The organism is Thalassobaculum sp. (assembly GCF_040219615.1).
Classification (GTDB): Bacteria; Pseudomonadota; Alphaproteobacteria; order Thalassobaculales; family Thalassobaculaceae; genus Thalassobaculum_A.
Map to the genome: position 1 here is coordinate 1 of NZ_JAVJSE010000032.1, position 20,624 is coordinate 20,624.

Annotated in this window: 19 protein-coding genes and 1 pseudogene; 9 read left to right on the forward strand and 11 right to left on the reverse strand. The window is 68.3% G+C overall.

Annotation, left to right across the window (positions count from 1 at the left end):
• Positions 1-294: 294 nt before the first annotated feature.
• Together RIC31_RS17155 and RIC31_RS17160 are read right to left on the reverse strand one after the other, a co-directional pair.
• Positions 295-2,832 carry an ABC transporter permease gene (locus RIC31_RS17155; RefSeq protein WP_350110378.1) on the reverse strand — a complete coding sequence of 846 codons (2,538 nt, stop codon included), beginning with the start codon at positions 2,830-2,832 and terminating at the stop codon, positions 295-297.
• Between the two features lie 4 nt (positions 2,833-2,836).
• A complete protein-coding gene (locus RIC31_RS17160; protein ID WP_350110381.1) occupies positions 2,837-3,556 on the reverse strand; it encodes an ABC transporter ATP-binding protein in 720 nt (239 codons plus the stop codon).
• Positions 3,557-3,659: 103 nt separating this feature from the next.
• Between RIC31_RS17160 and RIC31_RS17165 the strand changes: the two genes are divergently transcribed.
• Positions 3,660-4,310 carry an arylesterase gene (locus tag RIC31_RS17165; RefSeq protein ID WP_350110384.1) on the forward strand — a complete coding sequence of 217 codons (651 nt, stop codon included), beginning with the start codon at positions 3,660-3,662 and terminating at the stop codon, positions 4,308-4,310.
• A 19-nt stretch (positions 4,311-4,329) separates the two neighbouring features.
• On the opposite strand, the pseudogene RIC31_RS17170 reads toward RIC31_RS17165, so the two are convergent.
• Both RIC31_RS17170 and RIC31_RS17175 read right to left on the reverse strand, forming a co-directional pair.
• Positions 4,330-4,665, reverse strand: a pseudogene (locus RIC31_RS17170) (GIY-YIG nuclease family protein); the annotation flags it as partial.
• A complete protein-coding gene (locus tag RIC31_RS17175; RefSeq protein ID WP_350110387.1) occupies positions 4,662-5,777 on the reverse strand; it encodes a 3-deoxy-7-phosphoheptulonate synthase in 1,116 nt (371 codons plus the stop codon). The gene RIC31_RS17175 and the pseudogene RIC31_RS17170, both read right to left, overlap by 4 nt.
• A 279-nt stretch (positions 5,778-6,056) precedes the next feature.
• Between RIC31_RS17175 and RIC31_RS17180 the strand changes: the two genes are divergently transcribed.
• From RIC31_RS17180 to thpR, 4 genes are all read left to right on the forward strand, one after another.
• A complete protein-coding gene (locus RIC31_RS17180) occupies positions 6,057-6,611 on the forward strand; it encodes a PAS domain-containing protein (RefSeq protein WP_350110390.1) in 555 nt (184 codons plus the stop codon).
• An 88-nt stretch (positions 6,612-6,699) separates the two neighbouring features.
• Positions 6,700-6,939: an HP1242/YdcH family protein gene (locus RIC31_RS17185; protein ID WP_350110393.1), complete on the forward strand. Its 240-nt coding sequence runs from the start codon at positions 6,700-6,702 to the stop codon at positions 6,937-6,939.
• 81 nt (positions 6,940-7,020) lie between these two features.
• A complete protein-coding gene (locus RIC31_RS17190; protein ID WP_350110396.1) occupies positions 7,021-8,064 on the forward strand; it encodes an NADP(H)-dependent aldo-keto reductase in 1,044 nt (347 codons plus the stop codon).
• 313 nt (positions 8,065-8,377) lie between these two features.
• The gene (gene thpR / locus RIC31_RS17195; RefSeq protein WP_350110400.1) at positions 8,378-8,956 is read left to right on the forward strand and encodes an RNA 2',3'-cyclic phosphodiesterase; all 579 of its coding nucleotides are present in this window, start codon (positions 8,378-8,380) and stop codon (positions 8,954-8,956) included.
• 1 nt (position 8,957) lies between these two features.
• Here the strand turns inward: thpR and RIC31_RS17200 are convergent, their stop codons facing one another.
• Positions 8,958-9,437 (reverse strand): low molecular weight protein-tyrosine-phosphatase, encoded by a 480-nt coding sequence (locus tag RIC31_RS17200; protein WP_350110404.1) that lies wholly within the window; start codon positions 9,435-9,437, stop codon positions 8,958-8,960.
• 138 nt (positions 9,438-9,575) lie between these two features.
• Between RIC31_RS17200 and RIC31_RS17205 the strand changes: the two genes are divergently transcribed.
• Together RIC31_RS17205 and RIC31_RS17210 are read left to right on the forward strand one after the other, a co-directional pair.
• Entirely contained in the window at positions 9,576-10,301 is a 726-nt protein-coding gene (locus RIC31_RS17205; protein WP_350110407.1) for an NAD-dependent deacylase, read from the forward strand.
• 303 nt (positions 10,302-10,604) lie between these two features.
• Entirely contained in the window at positions 10,605-11,552 is a 948-nt protein-coding gene (locus RIC31_RS17210) for a hypothetical protein (protein WP_350110410.1), read from the forward strand.
• Positions 11,553-11,583: 31 nt separating this feature from the next.
• On the opposite strand, the gene RIC31_RS17215 is transcribed toward RIC31_RS17210, so the two are convergent.
• The gene (locus tag RIC31_RS17215; RefSeq protein WP_350110413.1) at positions 11,584-13,323 is read right to left on the reverse strand and encodes a carbamoyltransferase family protein; all 1,740 of its coding nucleotides are present in this window, start codon (positions 13,321-13,323) and stop codon (positions 11,584-11,586) included.
• Positions 13,324-13,527: 204 nt separating this feature from the next.
• Positions 13,528-14,331, reverse strand: coding sequence for an SDR family NAD(P)-dependent oxidoreductase (locus RIC31_RS17220; RefSeq protein WP_350110416.1), 804 nt, complete (start codon positions 14,329-14,331; stop codon positions 13,528-13,530).
• A 78-nt stretch (positions 14,332-14,409) separates the two neighbouring features.
• Here RIC31_RS17220 and RIC31_RS17225 point away from each other — a divergent pair, with 78 nt between their 5' ends.
• Positions 14,410-14,871, forward strand: a complete 462-nt coding sequence (locus RIC31_RS17225) for a carboxymuconolactone decarboxylase family protein (RefSeq protein ID WP_350110419.1) — start codon at positions 14,410-14,412, stop codon at positions 14,869-14,871.
• Between the two features lie 31 nt (positions 14,872-14,902).
• On the opposite strand, the gene RIC31_RS17230 is transcribed toward RIC31_RS17225, so the two are convergent.
• The 4 genes from RIC31_RS17230 to RIC31_RS17245 all read right to left on the reverse strand — a co-directional run bounded on the left by RIC31_RS17230 (position 14,903) and on the right by RIC31_RS17245 (position 19,351).
• The gene (locus tag RIC31_RS17230; protein WP_350110422.1) at positions 14,903-15,649 is read right to left on the reverse strand and encodes an SDR family NAD(P)-dependent oxidoreductase; all 747 of its coding nucleotides are present in this window, start codon (positions 15,647-15,649) and stop codon (positions 14,903-14,905) included.
• Between the two features lie 80 nt (positions 15,650-15,729).
• The gene (locus RIC31_RS17235; protein WP_350110425.1) at positions 15,730-16,995 is read right to left on the reverse strand and encodes a class I SAM-dependent methyltransferase; all 1,266 of its coding nucleotides are present in this window, start codon (positions 16,993-16,995) and stop codon (positions 15,730-15,732) included.
• Between the two features lie 53 nt (positions 16,996-17,048).
• Complete coding sequence (lepA, locus tag RIC31_RS17240) at positions 17,049-18,848, reverse strand: translation elongation factor 4 (RefSeq protein WP_350110428.1); 1,800 nt, start codon at positions 18,846-18,848, stop codon at positions 17,049-17,051.
• Between the two features lie 89 nt (positions 18,849-18,937).
• Positions 18,938-19,351 carry a rhodanese-like domain-containing protein gene (locus RIC31_RS17245; protein WP_350110431.1) on the reverse strand — a complete coding sequence of 138 codons (414 nt, stop codon included), beginning with the start codon at positions 19,349-19,351 and terminating at the stop codon, positions 18,938-18,940.
• A 93-nt stretch (positions 19,352-19,444) separates the two neighbouring features.
• Here RIC31_RS17245 and ftrA point away from each other — a divergent pair, with 93 nt between their 5' ends.
• Positions 19,445-20,431: a transcriptional regulator FtrA gene (ftrA, locus tag RIC31_RS17250; protein ID WP_350110434.1), complete on the forward strand. Its 987-nt coding sequence runs from the start codon at positions 19,445-19,447 to the stop codon at positions 20,429-20,431.
• Positions 20,432-20,624: the final 193 nt, after the last annotated feature.

Below are 20,624 nucleotides of genomic sequence, written 5' to 3' on the forward strand. Positions count from 1 at the left end.
CGATTTCACCGCGAGATCCCACCCCCCTGTCGTCATCCCGGAGAGGCTGCGCGAGCAGCCGGCTCCGGGAACCACGAAGTGACGGGCGTCACGAACTGCATGAAACCGCACGCCATTTCGAGATGTGTGAACACCGTAGACGGGGCGACGGGCGCCGGCGGTGGTACCCGGTTGCGGCGGCGGGTGGGTTCCGGCTCTTCGCGACTTCGTCGCTGCGGCCGGAATGACGACGAAGGAAGGAAGTCCGCCTCCCGCCGGTGCGGCAAGCGCTGCCGTTTTTGGCCAAAGTCGAGCTCATTCATTGCGCAGCAGCGGGGCCGGGCGCTGGCCGAGCGCCTGCCAGGTGCCGACGAAGCCGAGCGCCAGGGTAATCGCCGTGGCGATCGCCGCTACGGCCGCGACCACCTCCGGCGCCAGCACGAAATCGGCCCGCATCACCAGGGTCACCACCGCGAAGGCGGCGGCCGAGCCGATGACCGCGGCGACGCCGGCGGTCGCCAGGCCGAGGATGCCGTATTCCAGGGCATAGGCCTTGAGGATGCGGCCGCGGGTGGCGCCCAGGACCTTCAGGATCACCGCGTCCCGCACCCGGCGGGCGTGGCCGGCCGCCACCGCGCCGGCCAGCACCAGGACGCCGGCGACCAGGGTCACCCCGGCGGTGGCACGGACCGCGGTCGATACCGCGCGCAGGATGCGGTCGGCGGCCTCGATGGCGTCCTTCACCCGGATCGCCGTGACGTTCGGCAGCGCATCGGTCACCCGGCGCTGCACCCCGGCCTCGGCCGTCGGATCCGAGACCCGGACCGTGGCGATGATCGAGTGCGGCGCCGCCTCCAGGGTGCCGGGCGCGAACACGAAGATGAAGTTCATCGACATCGACGACCAGTCGATGCGCCGGAGATTGGCGATCTCGGCGGTGATCGGCCGGCCGAGCACGTTCAGGGTGATGCTGTCGCCCACCCCGATCCCGAAATCCTCGGCAATGCCGGCGTCGAACGAGACCAGGGGCGGGCCGGCATAGTCGCGGGGCCACCAGGTGCCGGCCACGATCTCGGCGCCCTCCGGCGGGTCGGCGGAGTAGGTCAGGCCGCGGTCGCCGCGCAGGGCCCAGGCGGAATCCGGATCGACCGTGAGGGCCTCGGCGTCGGCGCCCTTCACCGCCGCGATGCGGCCGCGGACCATCGGGGTGGTGCGCACTTCGGTCACCGCCGGCATGTCGTCGACGATCGTCCGGAAGCGCGCCGCCTGGTCCGGCTGGATGTCGATGAAGAAGAACGCCGGGGCGGCGTTCGGGAGGCGTTCGGCGACCTGGCGGGCCAGGTTGGACTGGATCAGCGCGACCGCGATCAGGACCGTCAGCCCGAGACCGAGCGACAGCACGACCCCGGGAGTCGGGGCCCCCGGGCGATGCAGGTTGGCGAGCGCGATCCGCAGCTCCGGGTCGCGCGGCCGGCCGGCCCGGCGGGCCGCCGCCATCACCAGCCGGCCGGCCGCCAGGAACAGGGCGAAGGCGGCGAAGGCGCCGGCGACGAACCAGCCGGCGAAGCCGCGGTCCTCGGCGGTCGCCACGGCCAGGGCGGCCAGCAGCGCCACCGCCCCGGCGGTCGACGCCATCACCGCCGGCGCCGGCCGGCCGGCCAGCGGCGCCACCACCGCGCGGAACAGGGCGGCGGCCTGGACCTGCCCGGCCCGGCCCAGCGGCCAGAGCGAGAAGGCCAGCGCGGTCAGCAGGCCATAGGCCGCGGCCACCGCCAGCGGCAGCGGATACAGCCGGACCGGCAGGTCGAACGGCAGCAGCGGGCCGGCCAGCGCGGCCGCGCCGATCGGAGCCGTCGCCCCGACCGCCAGGCCGATCAGCGTGCCGACCGCCGCCAGCGCCAGCACCACCGCCAGATAGGTCCGGAACACCAGCCGGCTCGGCGCGCCCAGGCATTTCAGGGTGGCGATGGTCTCGGTCTTGCCGTCGAGATAGGCCTTCACCGCCATCGCGACCCCGACCCCGCCGACCAGCAGCGAGGTCAGGCCGACCAGGGTCAGGAACAGGGTGGTGCGGTCGACGAAGCGGTCGAATCCCGGGGCGGCGCTGTCCAGCGCGCGGGTCCGCCAGCCGGCGTCGGGGAACCGGTCGCCGAGGTCATCGAGCCAGGCGTGGGCGTCGGTGCCGGGCGGCAGCGCGACCCGGTAGTGATAGCGGATCAGCGAGCCGGGCTGCACCAGGCCGGTCGCCGGCAGGGCCGCCGCCGCCACCATCAGCCGCGGCCCGAAGCTGGCGAAGGTGACGATCCGGTCGGGTTCGCCGGTCAGGATGCCGCGCAGCTCCAGGGTGGCGTCGCCGACCACCAGCCGGTCGCCGACCGCCAGGTCCAGCCGGGTCGCCAGGGATTCCTCGGCGATCGCGCCGTAGGCGCCGTCGCGCTCGGCGAGGGCGTCGCCGAGCTCGGCGGCCGGGGCCAGGGTCACCGTGCCGACCAGCGGGTAGCCGCCGTCGACCGCCTTCAGCTCGACCAGGGTGCGGGCCTCGCCGTCGGGCCGCCGCGCCATCGCCCGCATCGCCAGCACCTCGGACACCCGGCCGGACTGCTGCAGCCAGGCGCGCTGCTCGTCGCTGGCCGGCCGGTGCACCAGCCGCAGGTCGACGTCGCCGCCGAGCAGGCGGCGGGCGTCGCCCTCGAGCCCGGCCATCATGGCCGACGAGACCGAGCCGACGGCGGCGATCGCCGCCACCCCGATGGCCAGGCAGGCGATGAAGATCCGGAAGCCCTTGAGGCCGGTGCGCAGTTCGCGCCGCGCCAGGCGCAGGGCGAGGGGCCAGGAACCGAAACGCGGGGGCATCGGGCTACTCCGCCGCCAGGGCGGCGTCGTGCTCGACGATGCGGCCGTCGGCGATGTGGATGACCCGGTCGCAGCGGTCGGCCAGCGCGGTGTCGTGGGTGATCAGCAGCAGCGTGGTGCCGTGGTCGCGGGCCAGCGCGAACAGCAGCTCGATGACCGTGTCGCCGGTCTTGCCGTCGAGGTTGCCGGTCGGCTCGTCGGCCAGCAGCAGCCGCGGGCGGGCGACGAAGGCGCGGGCGATCGCGACGCGCTGCTGCTCGCCGCCGGACAGCTGGTCCGGATAGTGCTCGGTGCGGGCCGCCAGCCCGACCCGGCCGAGCGCCGCCGCCGCCGCGTCGAAGGCGTCGGCCCGCCCGGCCAGCTCCAGCGGGATCGCCACGTTCTCCAGCGCGGTCATGGTCGGGACCAGCCGGAACGCCTGGAACACGATGCCGACATGGTCGCGGCGGAACCGCGCCAGGGCATCCTCGTCGAGCCCGACCAGGTCGCGGCCGGCAACCCGCACCGACCCGGCGCTGGGGCTTTCCAGCCCGGCGGCGATCATCATCAGGGTCGACTTGCCGGCGCCGGACGGACCGACCACGCCGACCGCCTCGCCGGCGGCCACGGTCAGGTCGATTCCGCGCAGCACGTTGACCTCGCCGGCCGCACTCCTCAGGTTCAGGGTAACGCCGTCGAGCTGGATGATCGGTTCGACGGCCTGCGGTCGGTCGGGAGAGGTCATCGTGTCGCGTTCCATTGCCGTCGCCGTTGCGCCCTGCCCCTTCGCCCGGGCATCAGGCCCATATGGGCCCTGGCCGCGGCCGATCAAAGCCCTGGCGGCCGGCTTGCTGCTGTTGCTGTGCCTTGCCGCCCCGCTTCGGGCCGAGCCGATCGCCATCCTCGGCCTCGGCGACTCGCTGATGGCGGGCTACGGCCTGTCCAGGGGCTCGAGCTTTCCGGCGCAGCTGCAGGCGGCCCTGATCCAGCGCGGGATCGACGCCAGGGTGATCAACGCCGGCGTCTCCGGCGACACCAGCGCGGGCGGCAGGGCCCGGCTGGCCTGGTCGCTGGCCGAGCGCCCGGATGCGGCGATCGTCGAGCTCGGCGCCAATGACGGGCTGCGTGGCCTGCCGGTCGCGCAGATGCGTGACAATCTCGACGCCATCCTGTCCGAACTCGCGGCCCGGGGCATTCCGACCCTGCTGGTCGGCATGCGCGCGCCGCCGAACATGGGTCGCGACTACGGCCAGGCGTTCCAGCAGGCCTTCGTCGACCTCGCCCGCAAGCATGACGTCGCGTTCTACCCGTTCTTCCTCGACGGGGTCGCCGCGAATGCCGCGCTCAACCAGGACGACGGCATTCACCCGACCGCCGAGGGCGTGTCGGAGATCGTCGAGCGCATCCTGCCGACGGTCGAGGCGCTGGTCGAGCGTGCCCTTCGTGGCCGCCGCGCCGCTTCGACAGGCGCTTCAAGGCCTCGTCGTCTCCGGCGATGAGGGCCTCCTTCTTGGCGCGGCTCCAGCCCTTGATCTGTCGCTCCACGGCGAAGGCTTCGGCACCGAACTGGAACTCGGCGCACCACACCATTTCGACCGGCAACCGGGTGGCGGTGTATCCCGGCACGGCACCCGACCGGTGGATCGCCAGTCGCTCGTCCGGCGACCGCCGGGTGAAGCCGACGTAGTAGCTGCCGTCCCCGCAGCGCAGGATGTAGACGAAGGCGGGCATGCTCTCGCTATGGAACGGGGTGGTGCATATTCTCAGGGCGATGGGCCCTTCGTGGCCGCGCTCCGCGCGGCGCCTCAGGATGATGGAGAAAGGTGACGGGCGTCGTCCGGAACCACGCCTCATCCTGAGGTGCCGCGCAAGGCGCGGCCGCGAAGGACGGCTTCTGCCAGCCGCTCCAGCATCGCCACCGAGGTCTCCCAGTCGACGCAGCCGTCGGTGATGCTCCGGCCGTAGACCAGCGGTTTGCCGGGCTCCAGGTCCTGGCGGCCGGCGACCAGGTTGCTCTCGGCCATCACGCCGATGATCCGGCGCTCGCCGGCCGCGATCCGGCGGGCGACGTCGTCGATCACCGCCGGCTGGTTCTCCGGGTTCTTGGCGCTGTTGGCGTGGCTGGCGTCGACCATCACCTGGCCGCGCAGGCCGGCCTTCTCGGCGGTGGCGCAGGCGGCGTCGACGCTGGCGGCGTCGAAGTTCGGGCCGTCGTTGCCGCCGCGCAGGATCACATGGCAGTCCGGGTTGCCGGTGGTCGCGGCGATCGCGCCCTGGCCGCTCTTGGTCAGCGCCAGGAAGTGGTGCGGCTGGGCGGCCGAGACCACCGCGTCGACCGCGATCTTCACGCTGCCGTCGGTGCCGTTCTTGAAGCCCACGGGGCAGGACAGGCCGGACGCCAGCTCGCGGTGGATCTGGCTCTCGGTGGTGCGGGCGCCGATCGCGCCCCAGCCGACCAGGTCGGCGAAATACTGCGGGGTGGCGGTGTCGAGGAACTCGCAGCCGGCCGGCAGGCCGCTGTCGGCGATGCGGGCCAGCAGGCCGCGGGCCAGCCGCAGGCCCTTGTCGATCCGGAAGCTGCCGTCCAGGTCCGGGTCGTTGATCAGGCCCTTCCAGCCGACCGTGGTGCGCGGCTTCTCGAAATACACCCGCATGACCACCTCGAGCTCGCCGGCGAACCGGCGGCGCTGCTCCAGCAGCCGGCCGGCGTACTCCAGCGCCGCCTCCGGGTCGTGCACCGAGCACGGGCCGATCACCACGGCCAGGCGGTCGTCGGCGCCAGCCAGGATGCGGTGGATCGCCCGGCGGGCGCCGGCGACGGTTCGCGAGGCCGCATCGCTGCGCGGCAGCTCGGCGATCACGTCCTCGGGGCGGCTGATCGCGGTGATGGCGGCGATCCGCAGGTCGTCGGTGCCGGGCGTGATGGCCTCGGCCTCGGTGCGGATCTCTTCGGTGACGGTCTTCACGGGAACTTCCTCCTGGTGGAGGCCCGCCGGCGACGAAAAAAGCCGCCGGGAGGGCCGGCGGCTTCGGGATGGTCTGCTGCGCTGTCTGTCTAGGTCGCGCGCACCCATGCCCCCGCCGCCGGCTGCGGATAGCTGAAATAAAACCAGAAGCTGGCGGTGGCGCGGGTCATGGCATGGGTTATAGGGCGCGCGAACCGGGTTGTCACCTGCCGCTGTTCGGCCTGTGGCCGCCGGATGCTAGTCTCGCCGGCGGGGATCGGCGACTGGCCCGGGGGCGGGATGACATTGGACGGACAGGACTGGCGTCCGCGCTCCGGCGCGGCGCCGTGGCGGCTCGTGCGAAGCGGGGCGACGCTGGCCAGCCCGCGCCTGCGCGAGCTGCGCGACTACTGGCTGTCGCTCGCCGCCGGCCGTGTCATGCCGGCGCGCGAGGACCTCGACCCGCTCGACATCCCGCGGCTGCTGCCGAACCTGATGCTGGTCGACGTGTTCCACGATCCGCAGCGCTTCCGCTTCCGGCTGGTCGGAACCCGGCTGACCGAGCTGGCCAAGCGGGACTCGACCGGCCGCTGGATGGACGCGTCGCTGTACGGCGACAATACGGAGCGGGTGCTGCTCGACCTGCGGGCCTGCGCCGACACCGGCGCCCCGGTCGCCTCGCTCGACACCGCGCCGTATCTGGAGAACGACTGGATCCGGGCCGAGGCCCTGCTGCTGCCGCTCGGCCGGCCGGACGGCACGGTCGACATGATCCTCGAGGGGATCGAGGTGGTCGCCGGCAAGGGTGCCGGCTCGGACGGCAATACCGTGACCCTGCTCGACTGGCGGCGCTGACCGCCGCGGCACCCGGTCTTGACGCAGGTCAAGTCGGCCCGCCCGGCTCCCGTCTAGGGTCGCGCCGACACCGACCGAGGAGCAGAGCATGGGCGACTTCCACCACGACATCGGCCACGAGTTTCCGGAGTTCCGCGACCGCATCCACGACCTGAAGACCGGCAACGCGCATTTCGCGCGGCTGTACGACGAGTACCACCAGGTCGACAAGGCGATCGCCCGGATCGAGCAGGAGATCGAGCCGACGACCGACGAGCATGCCGAGGAACTGAAGCGCCAGCGGCTGAAGCTGAAGGACGAGATCTTCGGGATGCTGCGGGCGAGCTGAGCCGTCGCCCGGAGGCGTTGCCCCGCAAGGCGGGCTCCGGTATAGCGCGACCCTCGTCCGTCGCACTCCCGGAGCCCCGTCATGCAGTACCGCCGGCTCGGCCGCACCGACCTCGAGGTCAGCCTGATCTGCCTCGGCTCCATGACCTGGGGGCGGCAGAACACCGAGGCCGAGGGCCACGCCCAGATGGACCTGGCGCTGGACCGCGGGGTCAACTTCATCGACACCGCCGAGATGTACTCGGTGCCGGTCACCGCCGAGACCTACGGCCGCAGCGAGGAGATCATCGGCAGCTGGCTGGCCGCGCGCGGCACCCGCGACCGGGTGATCGTCGCCAGCAAGGCGGTCGGCCCGGGCAGCCGCTTCGGCCATATCCGCGACGGCAGGCCGCGGCTGAACCGCGAGCACCTGACCCGGGCGGTCGAGGACAGCCTGCGGCGGCTGCGCACCGACCGGATCGACCTGTACCAGCTGCACTGGCCGGAGCGCTCGGTGAACAGCTTCGGCAAGCTCGGCTATGTCCATGTCGAGGACGAGGACGCGATCCCGATCGCCGAGACCCTGGGCGTGCTCGGCGACCTGGTCAGGGCCGGCAAGATCCGCCATGTCGGGCTGTCGAACGAGACCCCCTGGGGCATGATGAGCTTCGCCCGGATCGCCGATCAGGCCGGGCTGCCGCGCCCGGTGTCGGTGCAGAACGCCTACAACCTGGTGAACCGGAGCTTCGAGGTCGGCTGCGCCGAGGTGGCGATCCGCGAGGACATGGGGCTGCTGGCCTACTCGCCGCTGGCCGGCGGCTGGCTGACCGGCAAATACGCCGGCGGCGCGCGCCCGGCGGGTGCCCGGATGACCGAGTTCGCCGACTATTTCCGGCGCTACGGCGGCGAGTCCGGCCAGGCCGCCATCGCCGCCTACGTGGCGCTGGCGCGCGAGCACGGCCTGGACCCGGCGCGGATGGCGCTGGCCTATGTGAACGCGCGGCGCTTCACCACCGCGACCATCGTCGGCGCGACCACCCTGGAGCAGCTGGCCGCCAACATCGACAGCGTCGACCTGACCCTCGGCGACGAGGTGCTGCAGGGCATCGAGGCGATCCAGGCGCGCTGGTCGAACCCGTGCCCGTGACCGGGTAGGGTGACAGCGGCTCGTCGGTTCGTGGGTTCCGGATGAGCCGCGCCGGCGCGCGTCTCTCCGGAATGACGACGGGAGGGGGAAGCCACCCACCGCTTCGTCACTCCGGGCAGGCGCAGCGCGACCCGTGACGGGGTAGGGTGACGGCGGCTCGTCGGTTCGTGGGTTCCGGATGAGCCGCGCCGGCGCGCGTCTCTCCGGAATGACGACGGGAGGGGGAAGCCACCCACCCCCTTCGTCATTCCGGGCAAGCGTAGCGCGACCCGGAACCCACGAAGCGACGGGCGGCAGTCGAGCGAGGTATCCCATGCGCCTGTTCGTGGCGATCGCCATGCCGGAGGACGTGACCGAGCGGCTGTCGGCCGTGATGGGCGGGCTGGACGGCGCGCGCTGGGTCGATCCGGACGACCTGCACCTGACCCTGCGGTTCGTCGGCGAGGTCGGCCGCGACGCCGCCGAGGACCTGGCGGCGGCGCTGTCGTCGCTGCGTGCCCCGGCGTTCCCGCTGCGGCTGGCCGGCTTCGGGCATTTCGGCAGCGGCCGGCGGGTGCGGGCGCTGTGGGCCGGGGTCGAGCCGCAGCCGGCGCTGGCGCTGCTGCAGGGCCGGGTCGAGGCGGCCGCGCGGCGGGCCGGCCAGCCGGCCGAGACCCGCAAATTCGTGCCGCATGTGACCCTGGCGCGGATGGCCGGCGCGGTGCCGGAGGATGCGGTCGCGCACTGGACGGCGCTGCGCGGGCCGTTCGCGGCCGGGCCGTTCGAGGTCCGCGAGGCGGTGCTGTTCGAGAGCTTCCTCGGGCGCGACGGCCCGCATTACGAGCGCCGGATGGCGGTGCCGCTGGAGCGGCTGCCGGATGCCGACGACTGGGAGGAGGGCGAGTTCTGCTGAGCTACCCGGCGACCTCGGCGGCGACCAGGGCGTCGACCAGGGCCGCGCAGCCGGTCTCGATCATCTCGAAGGCGCGGCGATACTCCTCGGCGTCGCGGCCGTAGGGGTCGGGCACGGCGACGCCCTTCATGTCCGGCGTGTAGTCGAGGAACAGCCGGACCCGGTCGCGGTGGGCCTGGCCGCCGCGGATCCGCAGGTCGTGGACATGGCCGCGGTCCATGCCGAGGATCAGGTCGAACGCCTCGAAGTCCCGGTCGGTGAACGCCCGGGCCCGCAGCTCGGACAGGTCGTAGCCCTGGGCCTTCGCGGCCATCCGGGCGCGCAGGTCGGGGGCCTCGCCGGCATGGCCGTCGTACAGGCCGGCGGAATCGACCACGACGCGGTCGCCGAGGCCGCGCTTCTCCAGCATGGCCCGGGTGATCCCCTCGGCGGTCGGCGAGCGGCAGATGTTCCCGGTGCAGACGAAGAGGATGCTGTACATGCTGGCGTGCCCGGCTGCCTCGGATGGCCGGGGCTCGCGCCCGGCGCTGCGGGCGGCTACAGTCGCGGCCGAACCCGGCGGCGGTCAAGCGCGGGTTTGTCGCAGTCGAGCAGGCGGGCGAGCGGAACGGGTGCAGCCTTGAAGGATCTGAAACCGACGGATGCGATCGTCATTCTGACCGGCGCCGGGATCTCCAAGGAATCCGGCCTCGACACCTTTCGCGATGCCGGCGGGATCTGGGCGCGGGTGCGGATCGAGGACGTGGCGACCCCCGAAGCCTTCATGCGCGATCCCGACCACGTGCATGAATTCTACAACAGCCGCCGCCGCGGCGTGCTGAACCCGAACGTCCAGCCGAATGCCGCGCACGCCGCCCTGGCGCGGCTGGAGCGGGACTGGCCGGGCCCGGTGCTGCTGGTGACCCAGAACATCGACGACCTGCACGACCGCGCCGGCTCGACCGCGCTGATCCACATGCACGGCGAGATGCTGAAGGCCCGCTGTGCCGGCTGCGAGGTCGTCGAGCCGTGGCGCGAGGACCTGTCGCGGGACAGCGTCTGCCGGTCCTGCGGGTCGGCCGGCGGCATGCGGCCGCATGTGGTGTGGTTCGGCGAGATGCCGCTGGAGATGGAGCGGATCATGGGCGCGCTGGCGGAGTGCGCGCTGTTCGTGTCGATCGGCACCTCCGGCAACGTCTACCCGGCGGCCGGCTTCGTGCAGGAGGCGCGCTATGTCGGCGGCGCCCACACGCTGGAACTGAACCTGGAGCCGTCGGCCGGGGTCACCGGCTTCCACGAGGCCCGGCACGGCCCGGCGACGGTGCTGGTCCCGGCCTTCGTGGAGGAGCTGCTCGCGCGGGTTTAGCGACGTCGGGGCATAAAGTGTGCACTCGCAGAGATCGCTTGATCTGGGACTAAGTAAATTTATGGATGAATCGTGACGGGCTTGTCTGGTACCGTTTGGTTCAAGAGATCTGAGTTCAATGCTCTTTGTTCCGCGGGATCTGAGTATAGATTTTCCTGGGGCAGGGACCATGCCTGAGCGAGGTGTCAACGGTACCGAAATCGACTCACTGTGCGTTGCTTGTGTATGGTTGATCACAAAAAAAGAGAAATAGAATAAATGAGTTTCATGAATAAAGCTAGCCTCACGAAGAGGAGGGGGGGGATGCTGCGCAGACTGAATCTTCGGGTTGTAGCGTATGGTTTGCTGCTTGCTACGATTTTGATCGCTACCACTCTCTTTGTCGGGTGGAAATGTTATGGCATTCAGCCAACCTCACCTGAGGCAGTAATGCCAATCGTAAATAGCATTGTATCTGCATTTGTGGTGATATTTCTCGGGCTGCCATTTTTGCAGGCGGCTGTGACGCGCTATGCGTCAAGGTGGAGTTTTATGGATATTGTGCGGTTTTGGGATTTTGATTTACGTACCGGGAGAATAAATATCATTTTTGGAACTCAAGGAACAGATGATCCGCGTAAAGGAGGGGCAAGATTATCTGTGTTCACCGCAGATTGCCAGAATGATCTTCATACTACCTTTAACTACCGTTTGAATTATGGCATTAACTTAAATTCTGTAAATGCTAGAAAATCAGTGAATGAAATGCTCCAGAATATTAAAGAAAATGCTGTAGTTTTAGGTGGGGATATCAGTTTTCCTGCGTTGAATTCATTTCTAGATCATATTGGTGCCGAATTCGTCCAGGACTGTAAAACTGAGGGGCGTCCACGCGAGGTTCACGATGGTCCAAGAGCGGCCTCCTATATATCGAGAACGGATGATCAAGGGTTTTTGACAACGGAAGCAGCATTAATTACAAGAATAAAAATTGAGGAGGGGCCGCTTATTGTAATTGCATCGGGAAACTATGGCCTTGGAACGCAAGCGGCGATCAGATACCTCACTGAGCCAAGCTCAAAACTGCCTGAGCGGCCTACGCATCAGTTGGTTCAATATGTTCTACAGATATCAAATATTAGAGAGGGCAAAATTTACGATCTGAGAGATTGTAAGATTAGCCAGGTTTGCGCAAAGTCTCTTGAGAGTAATGACTGGAATCATATAGTTGACGGCTTTCTGCGGCAACGCCCAGCCGGCGGTGCTTCGTAGAATTCAATTGCATGCTATTTTTATTGAGTAATTACCAGTACTTTTTCAATAAATAAGGGCCGACGGCCATGTAGGAAATTTGCATGGCTGCAAAGGCATTTACAGCGTCCCGCGCTGACTCCACGATCGGTTCGCCGTGAAGGTTGAGCGAGGTGTTGATCAGCGCCTCGACACCAGACCGGGCACCGAATGCCTTCAGGAGCTTGTGAAATTGTGGATGCGACTCAGCGGTGACGACCTGTGGTCTGAACGTGCCATCGTGGTGGACGACGGCGGGGATCTGCGCTGCTAGTTCAGGCTCAGCATAACGGACGGCCGTCATGAATTCGTCCGAACGTGAGGCTTCGTAGTGCTGGTAGAACAAGTCAGCGGTTAAAGATGGGGCGAATGGTCGCCATAGCTCTCGCCCCTTGGCCAGATTTAGCTTCGCCTTATTTGCAACATGGCGAGGATCAGCCAGCAGACTGCGATTGCCGAGCGCCCGCGGCCCGGACTCCATTCCGCCTTGGCACCACGCCACAAATTCCCCTGCCGCCAGTAGATCAGCGACTGCCTCTTCTAGGTCATCAGGAGTTTCTCGATGCCAGGGGCCGCCGTCTACGGCCGCATCGATTCGGATGAGGTCCATTGGGGTGGTAAAGATTGCACTGGAGAGCCGTTCTCGTGCATGGGAAAAGCGCTTCGAGGCGTAGTGTAGGCAGGATGATAGCGCGACGCCAGCATCACCGGCAAAAGGGTCCCCGAAGACATCATCTATCCATGAGCAGCGCAATAGTTCGCCATTGAGTTTGACGTTATGAGCAACACCCCCGGTTAGGCAGACGTGTCGCACTTGATGGATTTCGGCAAAGTGTCTAACCAGCGCGACTGCTGATTCCTCGATTGCATGCTGAACTCCCCAGGCAATATCGGCGTGCCACTGTCGGAGGTTTTCTTCGGGTCGTCGGGGTGGGTTTTCAAAAAGATCTACCAACTTATCAGTGAAGCGTTCCGAGTATCGGTGGTCTCCGTAGAATATGTACGAGGGGTCTATTGAGTATCGATACCCGTTCTGACGTATGATACGGTCAAACTTCTTCAATATCTGTGGATTCGGTAAACCGTATGATGCAAGGCCCATAACCTTGAATTCACCATCATAGACACGAAACCCTAAATATTCAGTAATGGCGGCGTAGAGCCACCCGAGTGAATTCGGTATAAGCTCACGGTGTAGCAATGAGATGTGGTTGTCTGAGAAGAGCCATATTGACGTTGCTTCTACTTCGGCCGATCCATCAATGACCAAAACAAGTGATCTGTTAAAGCCAGAGTAATGAGCTGCGCCGACGGCATGCGAAAAATGGTGTCCATAGCTCACAATTGGTGGGGAGTAATTAGAATGCAATGCCTTCATAAAGTGATTTTGTAGATATTCAGTAACAATGGGAGTTCTGTACTTTTTGTTATTTTCAGCAAACCACCTCGAAGTTCGTTGATCAATTGAGTGATTTTGAACGATTTGTTTATAATGATCGGCAACTTCATCGCAGTCATATCTATGGGTATTCCATCCAATCGTTATAGCTTCAATTTGTGTCGGAGCCAGTTTGAATTCAGAAATAACATGCCGCAAGGCGCGGCTTGGAAACTGGAACGGCGCGCGCTTCTCGCGCGAGAGACGTTCCTCTTCCAAGAAGAGGATATCGCCCTTAGACGTTGCCAGTGCTACGGACGGATTAAAATGCCCCGCCGAGATCCCAACTATGGCCGAAACATCAGCGCTTCGCATGCTAGGTTTCCTAGTTAATAGGGTATATTGAATATTCTGCAAATTTATCGTCAGTTGAAAGTATACAGTTTCTAAGGTCGAGCTCGAATTCGACAACGCGAGCGATCACCTGTTGCATATAGCGACATAGCGACATAGCGACATTCTAAGATAATTGAAGGCGGACACTTCGGCAATCACCCGTGTCGCTTTCGGCGTCAACTCTTAGTACGGCGTCTTCACGATGCCGCCGTCGCAGCGCAGCGCCGTGCCGTTGGTCGCCGAGGCGGCCGGCGAGCAGACGTAGCAGATCAGCGACGCCACCTCCTCGGGCTCGGCATAGCGCTGCAGCAGCGAGCTCGGGCGTCGCTCGGTGAAGGTGCGCCGCTTGAACTCCTCCACGGAGATTCCCATCGTCTCGGCCCGGGCGGCGACCCGCTCGACCTGGGCCTCGACCCAGGTCGGGCCAGGCAGCACCGAGTTCACGGTCACCCGGCTGCCCTTGGTCAGCTCGGCGCAGCCGCGCGCGATGGCGAGCTGGGCGGCCTTGGAGAAGCCGTAATGCACCATCTCGGCCGGGATGAAGATCGCCGACTCCGAGGACACGAACACCACCCGGCCCCAGTCGCGCTCCAGCATCTTCGGCAGGTAGTGGCGGCTCAGCCGCACCCCGCTCATGACGTTCACGTCGAACATCTTCTGCCAGTCCTCGTCCGGGGTCTCGGCGAACGGCTTCGGCTCGTAGATCCCGGTGTTGTTGACCAGCACGTCGACCTCGGGGGCGGCGGCGATCACCGCGTCGCAGCCGGCGGCGGTGCCGAGGTCGCCCGGGGCGGCGGCGAACTCGCCGTCCGGCACCCGGACCCGCAGCTGGTTGATCGCATGGTCGACCGTGTCGGCGGTGCGGCCGTTCACCAGGACCCGGGCGCCCATGGACGCGAGCCCGGCGGCGCTGGCGTAGCCGATTCCGCGGGTCGATCCGGTGACCAGCGCGGTCCGGCCGGAGAGATCGGTGTCGAAGATCGTCATGGCGGTGCTCCTCTCGTCGCTCGCCGCCGACCATGCCACAGTTCGAGGCGAGGAAACGACCGTGAGGAGAAGCGGACCATGAGCGAGCCGGCAACGGTGAAGATGGTCGAGTATGCCGATGCCAGCGGCGAGGTGCGGGCGGTGTACGACGACATCATGGCGACCAAGGGCATCGACTTCGTGCCGAACGCCTGGAAGACCTTCGCCAGCCACCCGCCGACGCTGAAGCGGCTGTGGTACGGCCTGAAGGAGGTCATGGCGCCGGGCGCGCTCGACCCGAAGTTCAAGGAGATGATCGCGGTCGCGGTGTCGGCCACCAACGGCTGCGACTACTGCACCCGCAGCCACACCGCGGCGGCCCGCAAGCTCGGCATGACCGACGCCGAGTACGGCGAGCTGCTGGCGGTGGTCGGCATGTTCAACCAGACCAACGCGCTCGCCGAGGCCTACAAGATCCCGGTCGACGCGGTGTTCATGAAGCCCTTCGGGGCCGGGCCGAGCCCGGTGCCTCAGGGTGATGGTGAGGCTCCCTCATCCTGAGGAGCCCCGCGACAGCGGGGCCACGAAGGGGTCAGTTCGAGATCGCCTGCCCGCCGTCGATGTACAGGGTCTCGCCGGTCAGGAACGGGATGTCCTCGGCGACGACGGCGCCGACCAGCCGCGCCACCTCCCAGGCCTCGCCCGGCCGGCCGCGCGGGATCGCGCGCTCGATGAAGCCGCGGAACCGCTCGTCCTGCATGTGCGAGCGGTTCAGGTCGGTGAGGGTGAAGCCGGGGGCGACGTCGACCACCCGGATGCCCTGCCTGGCCCACTCGACCGCGAGGCAGCGGGTGATCGCGCCGATCGCCGCCTTCGAGGCGGCGTAGGCGGCGTTGTACTTCACGCCCATCTTGTCGTAGTGCGAGCCGATGTTGACGATCACGCCGCCGCCGGCCGCCACCAGGTGCGGGTGGGCGGCCTGGCAGGCCGCGAAGGTGCCGAGCGCGTTGGTGCGCAGCACGGCGGCGAAGTCGTCCAGGCCGAAGCTCTCGCTGCGGCCCTGGCGGTGGATGCCGGCGTTGTTGACCAGGGCGTGCAGGCCGCCGGTCCGCCCGACCAGCGTCGCCAGCGCCGCCCGGACCGAGTCCGGGTCGTCGACGTCGCAGGCCAGGTTGACCATCCGTTGCGCGCGGTCCCCGGGAATCTCCAGGCCCTCCGGCCCGGCACCACGGCGCGACAGGCAGCCGACGGTCAGGCCGCGGCCGGCCAGTTCCAGGGCCATGGCGGCGCCCAGGCCGCGCGACGCCCCGGTGACGGCGACGGTTCGGGGGTCGGTCATCGATGCTCTCCGCGGGTCTCGGTCTGGCTCCGGCCGCAGCTTGCCGGATCGCGCGCCACCGGGGAACGCCTCTCCGACCGTCAGCCGGCCATGACGTACAGGGCGCCGAGGTCCGTGAGCCTTCGCTGCAGGGCGCGCAGCGCGGCCATCGCGGTCCCGGGATCGACGTCGCGTCGTCCCAGCACGGTGCCGATCCGGGTCGGGCCGTCGATCGCCGACAGGATGGCAAGGTCCAGGTCGGATGCCACCAGGCCGACCGACATCGAGCGGCTGCCGACCTGGATCCGCACGCCGCGCCGGGCCTCCGGTTCCGCCTTCAGGGACGTCGCCAGCGACGGCGGATGGATGCCGGCCGGGACCAGCAAGGTCCGCGGGTCGTCGAGCAGCCGCTCGGCCGGGTCGGCGTCGGGGGTGTCCGGCGCGTCGCCGCCGGGCTTGACCGCATACAGGACATGCTTGTTGCACGAGCCCTGGATCAGTTCGGCCAGCCGCCAGCGAGCCCGGCGATCCAGGGCGGCGGCGGCCGTCCGGAGCGCCGGTTCGCGCAGGGCCCGGGCCGGATCGTACAGGAACCGCGGCGCGAAGCTGCGGATCGCCAGTCCGGCGCCTTGCATCAGGTCGTCGAGGTCGTCGGTGCTGAACGCCCGGTCGCGCGGATTCAGCAGGACGTCGGCCAGTTCCATGTCGTCGGCCCCGGCGACGTTCGCGAAGCTCGGATTGCGGAGCAGCCAGTTGGTCCCGGGCAGGCCCTGAACGAAGGCGCGGGCCAGGGCGATGCCGTCGGGACGCCCGGCGTCGACTCCCAGCATCCCGAGGGCGGCCTGGGCCTCGTAGACGCCGGACCGGCCGAGCCCGCCATAGGCCATGACCCCGATGCCGCCGCCGGGCGCCAGGGCGTGCGACAGGGCCGCCAGGGCGGTCGCCGGGTCGGGCACGTGGTTCAGGACCCCGCACAGGTCGATGTAGTCGTAGATGCCGCCCGCCCGGGCGGCCAGCGTCTCGATCGCGCCGACCTCGAAGCGCACCGTGTCGAGGCCGAGCGCGGCGGCCCGCTTGCGGGCGATGGCGCAGGACCGCTCGGACAGGTCGAGATAGTCGATCTGGCCCTCGAGTCCCAGGCGCCGCAGCCATCCGCCGAGCCCGACCACGGCGTCGCCGGTGCCACCGCCGGCGACCAGTATCCGCAGCGGCCGCCCCTGCGGAAGCACGCCGCCATACACGTGGTGAGCGATCGCCGGAAGACAGCCGGGCAGGATCCATTGGAACCGGCCTTCCTCGTCGGCCGGCTCGCGCCAGGGGTAGGGAAACCGCGTGTAGAACGCGGCGATCGGGTCGTCGTCGGTCACGGACGGCTCCATGGTGCCAGGGAGGCGAAGGTGCCGGACAACGCCGGACGCCGTCAGCCGTCCATCTTCAGGGCGGCGATGAAGGCGGATTGCGGGATCTCGACCTGGCCGAACTGCCGCATCCGCTTCTTGCCTTCCTTCTGCTTCTCCAGAAGCTTCTTCTTGCGGGTGATGTCGCCGCCGTAGCACTTGGCGGTGACGTCCTTGCGCAGCGCGCCGACGGTCTCGCGGGCGATCACCTTGCCGCCGATCGCCGCCTGGATGGCGATCTTGAACAGCTGGCGCGGGATCAGCTCCTTGAGCTTGCCGCACATCGCCCGGCCGCGCGGGTCGGCCTGGCTGCGGTGCACGATCATCGACAGCGCGTCGACCGGCTCGGCGTTGACCATGATGCTCAGCTTCACCAGGTCGCCCTCGCGGTAGCTGTCGAGCTGGTAGTCGAAGCTGGCATAGCCGCGGCTGATCGACTTCAGGCGGTCGTAGAAGTCGAACACCACCTCGTTCAGCGGCAGCCGGTACACCACCATGGCGCGGCTGCCGGCATAGGTCAGGTCGATCTGCTCGCCGCGGCGCTCGGTGCACAGGGTCAGGATCGGGCCGAGGTACTCGTCGGGCACGAAGATCGTCGCCTTGATCCACGGCTCCTCGATCGACTTGATCTTCATGACGTCGGGCATGTCGGCCGGGTTGTGCAGCTCGACCAGCTTCCCGTCGGTCAGGTGGATCTTGTAGATGACGCTGGGCGCCGTGGTGATCAGGTCGAGGTCGAACTCGCGCTCCAGGCGCTCCTGCACGATCTCCAGGTGCAGCAGGCCGAGGAAGCCGCAGCGGAACCCGAAGCCGAGCGCCGCCGAGGTCTCCATCTCGTAGTGGAAGCTGGCGTCGTTCAGGCGCAGCTTTTCCAGGCTGTCGCGCAGGTGCTCGAACTCGCCGGCGTCGGCCGGGAACAGCCCGCAGAACACCACCGACACGCTCGGCTTGAAGCCCGGCAGCGCCTTGGCGGCCGGCTTGCGCTCGTCGGTGATGGTGTCGCCGACCTGGGTGTCGGCCACGGTCTTGATGCCGGCGTTGATGAAGCCGACCTCGCCCGGGCCGAGAACATCGACCTCCAGGCCCTTCGGCGTCAGCACGCCGACGCGCTCGACCGGGTGCACCGCCCCGGTCTGCATCATCTTGACGCGCTGGCCCTTCTTCAGGACGCCGTCATGGACCCGCACCAGGCAGGTGACGCCGAGATAGGTGTCGTACCAGCTGTCGACCATCATCGCCTTGGTCGGGGCCTCGCGGTCGCCCTTCGGCGACGGCAGGCGCGTCACGATGGCCTCGAGCAGGGCGTCCATGCCGAGCCCGGTCTTGGCCGAGATCTCGATGGCGTCCGAGGCGTCGAGCCCGATCACGTCCTCGATCTGCTCCTTGACCCGCGCCGGGTCGGCGGCGGGCAGGTCGATCTTGTTGAGGACCGGGATGATCTCGTGGTTGGCCTCGATCGCCTGGTAGACGTTGGCCAGGGTCTGCGCCTCGACGCCCTGGCTGGCGTCGACCACCAGGATCGAGCCCTCGCAGGCGGCCAGCGACCGGCTGACCTCGTAGGCGAAGTCGACATGGCCCGGCGTGTCGATCAGGTTGAGCGTGTAGCGCTTGCCGTCCTTGGCGTCGTAGATCAGCCGGACGGTCTGCGCCTTGATGGTGATGCCGCGCTCGCGCTCGATGTCCATCGAGTCGAGCACCTGCTCCTTCATCTCGCGACTGGTGAGGCCGCCGCACATCTGGATCAGCCGGTCCGCGAGGGTCGACTTGCCGTGGTCGATGTGGGCGATGATCGCGAAGTTTCGGATGTGCGTGAGGTCGGTCATGGGGCCGGGTTATGCCTGAAAAACGCGGCGCGGAACATAGTGTCCCGCACCGCACCCGGCAATGCCTGCGAACCTGACCCTGGGCCGGGCTACGCGGCGGCTTCTGCCGGGTCTGCCGCGAGCGCGAAACCCTCGTCCTTCCAGCCCTCGATTCCGCCGATCATCAGCTTCACCGGGCGGCCGAGGCGGGCCAGCCGGACCGCCGCCTTGCAGGCGCCGTTGCAGTGCGGCCCGGCGCAGTACACCACGAACAGGGTGCCGGCCGGCCATTGGCTGAGCTTGCGCTCGACGATCTTGCCGTGCGGCAGGTTGACGGCGCCCGGCAGGTGGCCGGCGGCGAACAGCGCCGGCGAGCGCACGTCGAGCAGCACGAAGTCGACGGCGTCCGCGGCGAACGCCTGGTGGACGTCCGAGCAGTCGGTCTCGAACGCCATCAGCGCCTCGAAATGGGCGAGGGCGGCGGCCGAGGGGGCGGCGGGGATCTGGGCGACGGCGCTCGGCATGGCCGGGGCTCCTGGCGTGGTTGCGACGGTCCGCAGCATCGGCCGGGTGCGCCCGTCTGGAAATCGGCACTCAGGCCAGGTATCGTGAATATCATGCCAAACCAGCGCATCCCCCACCCCGACCCGCGCAGCGTCGCCGTGCTGGCCTATGACGGGCTGTGCACCTTCGAGTTCGGCCAGGTGGTCGAGGTGTTCGGCCTGCCGCGCCCGGAGATGGGCCCGGACTGGTACCGCTTCCGGGTCTGCGCCGAGCGGCCGGGCCCGCTGCGGGCGGTCGGCGGGTTCCGGGTCGAGGCCGATGGCGGGCCGGCCGAGCTGGGCGCGGCGGCGACAATCGTGATCCCCGGCTGGCGCGGCATCGACGCGCCGGTGCCGGACGAGCTGGTCGAGACCCTGCGGGCAGCCCATGCCCGCGGCAGCCGGCTGGTCTCGGTGTGCTCCGGCGTGGTGGTGCTGGCGGCGACCGGGCTGCTCGACGGCCGCCGCTGCACCACCCACTGGCACTATGCCGACCGTCTGGCGGCCCGGTTCCCGGCGGTCCGGGTCGACCCGGACGTGTTGTACACCGAGGCCGACGGGATCTTCACCTCGGCCGGCAGCGCCGCCGGGCTCGACCTCTGCGTCCACCTGGTGCGGCGCGACTTCGGGCCGCGGATCGCCAACGAGATCGGCCGGCGGCTGGTGCTGCCGCCGCACCGCGAGGGCGGCCAGGCGCAGTTCATCGACCGGCCGGTGGCCGAGCGCGAGGACTCCCGCTTCGCCCGGCTGTTCGACTGGATGCGCGCGCGGCTGGGCGAGCGCATCACCGTCGACCGCATGGCGGCCGAGGCGGCGATGAGCCGGCGCAGCTTCATCCGGCGGTTCGAGGCGGCGACCGGGACCTCGCCCGGCGACTGGCTGACCGGCGAGCGGGTGCGCCGTGCCGCCGACCTGCTGGAGACGTCAGGCCTCGGAATCGAGCGGGTGGCGACCGAGAGCGGCTTCGGCACCGCCGACGGCCTGCGCCACCACTTCCGCAGCCGGCTGGGGATCAGCCCGACCGCCTACCGCCGGCAGTTCGCGCGGGTGGCGGTCGGATAGGGGGCGCCCGTCGCCTCGTCTACGGGATTCACACATTTCTCGGCGGCGGGTGGGTTCCGGAGCCGGACGCTCGCGCGTCCCCTCCGGAATGACGAAGGTGGGCAGGATTTGGCCGGCTTCCCTCCCGGATCCACCCCTCACTTCGAAAATTCGGTGACAGTGCACTCTATTCCCGTCCTGGATGTGACGCCTC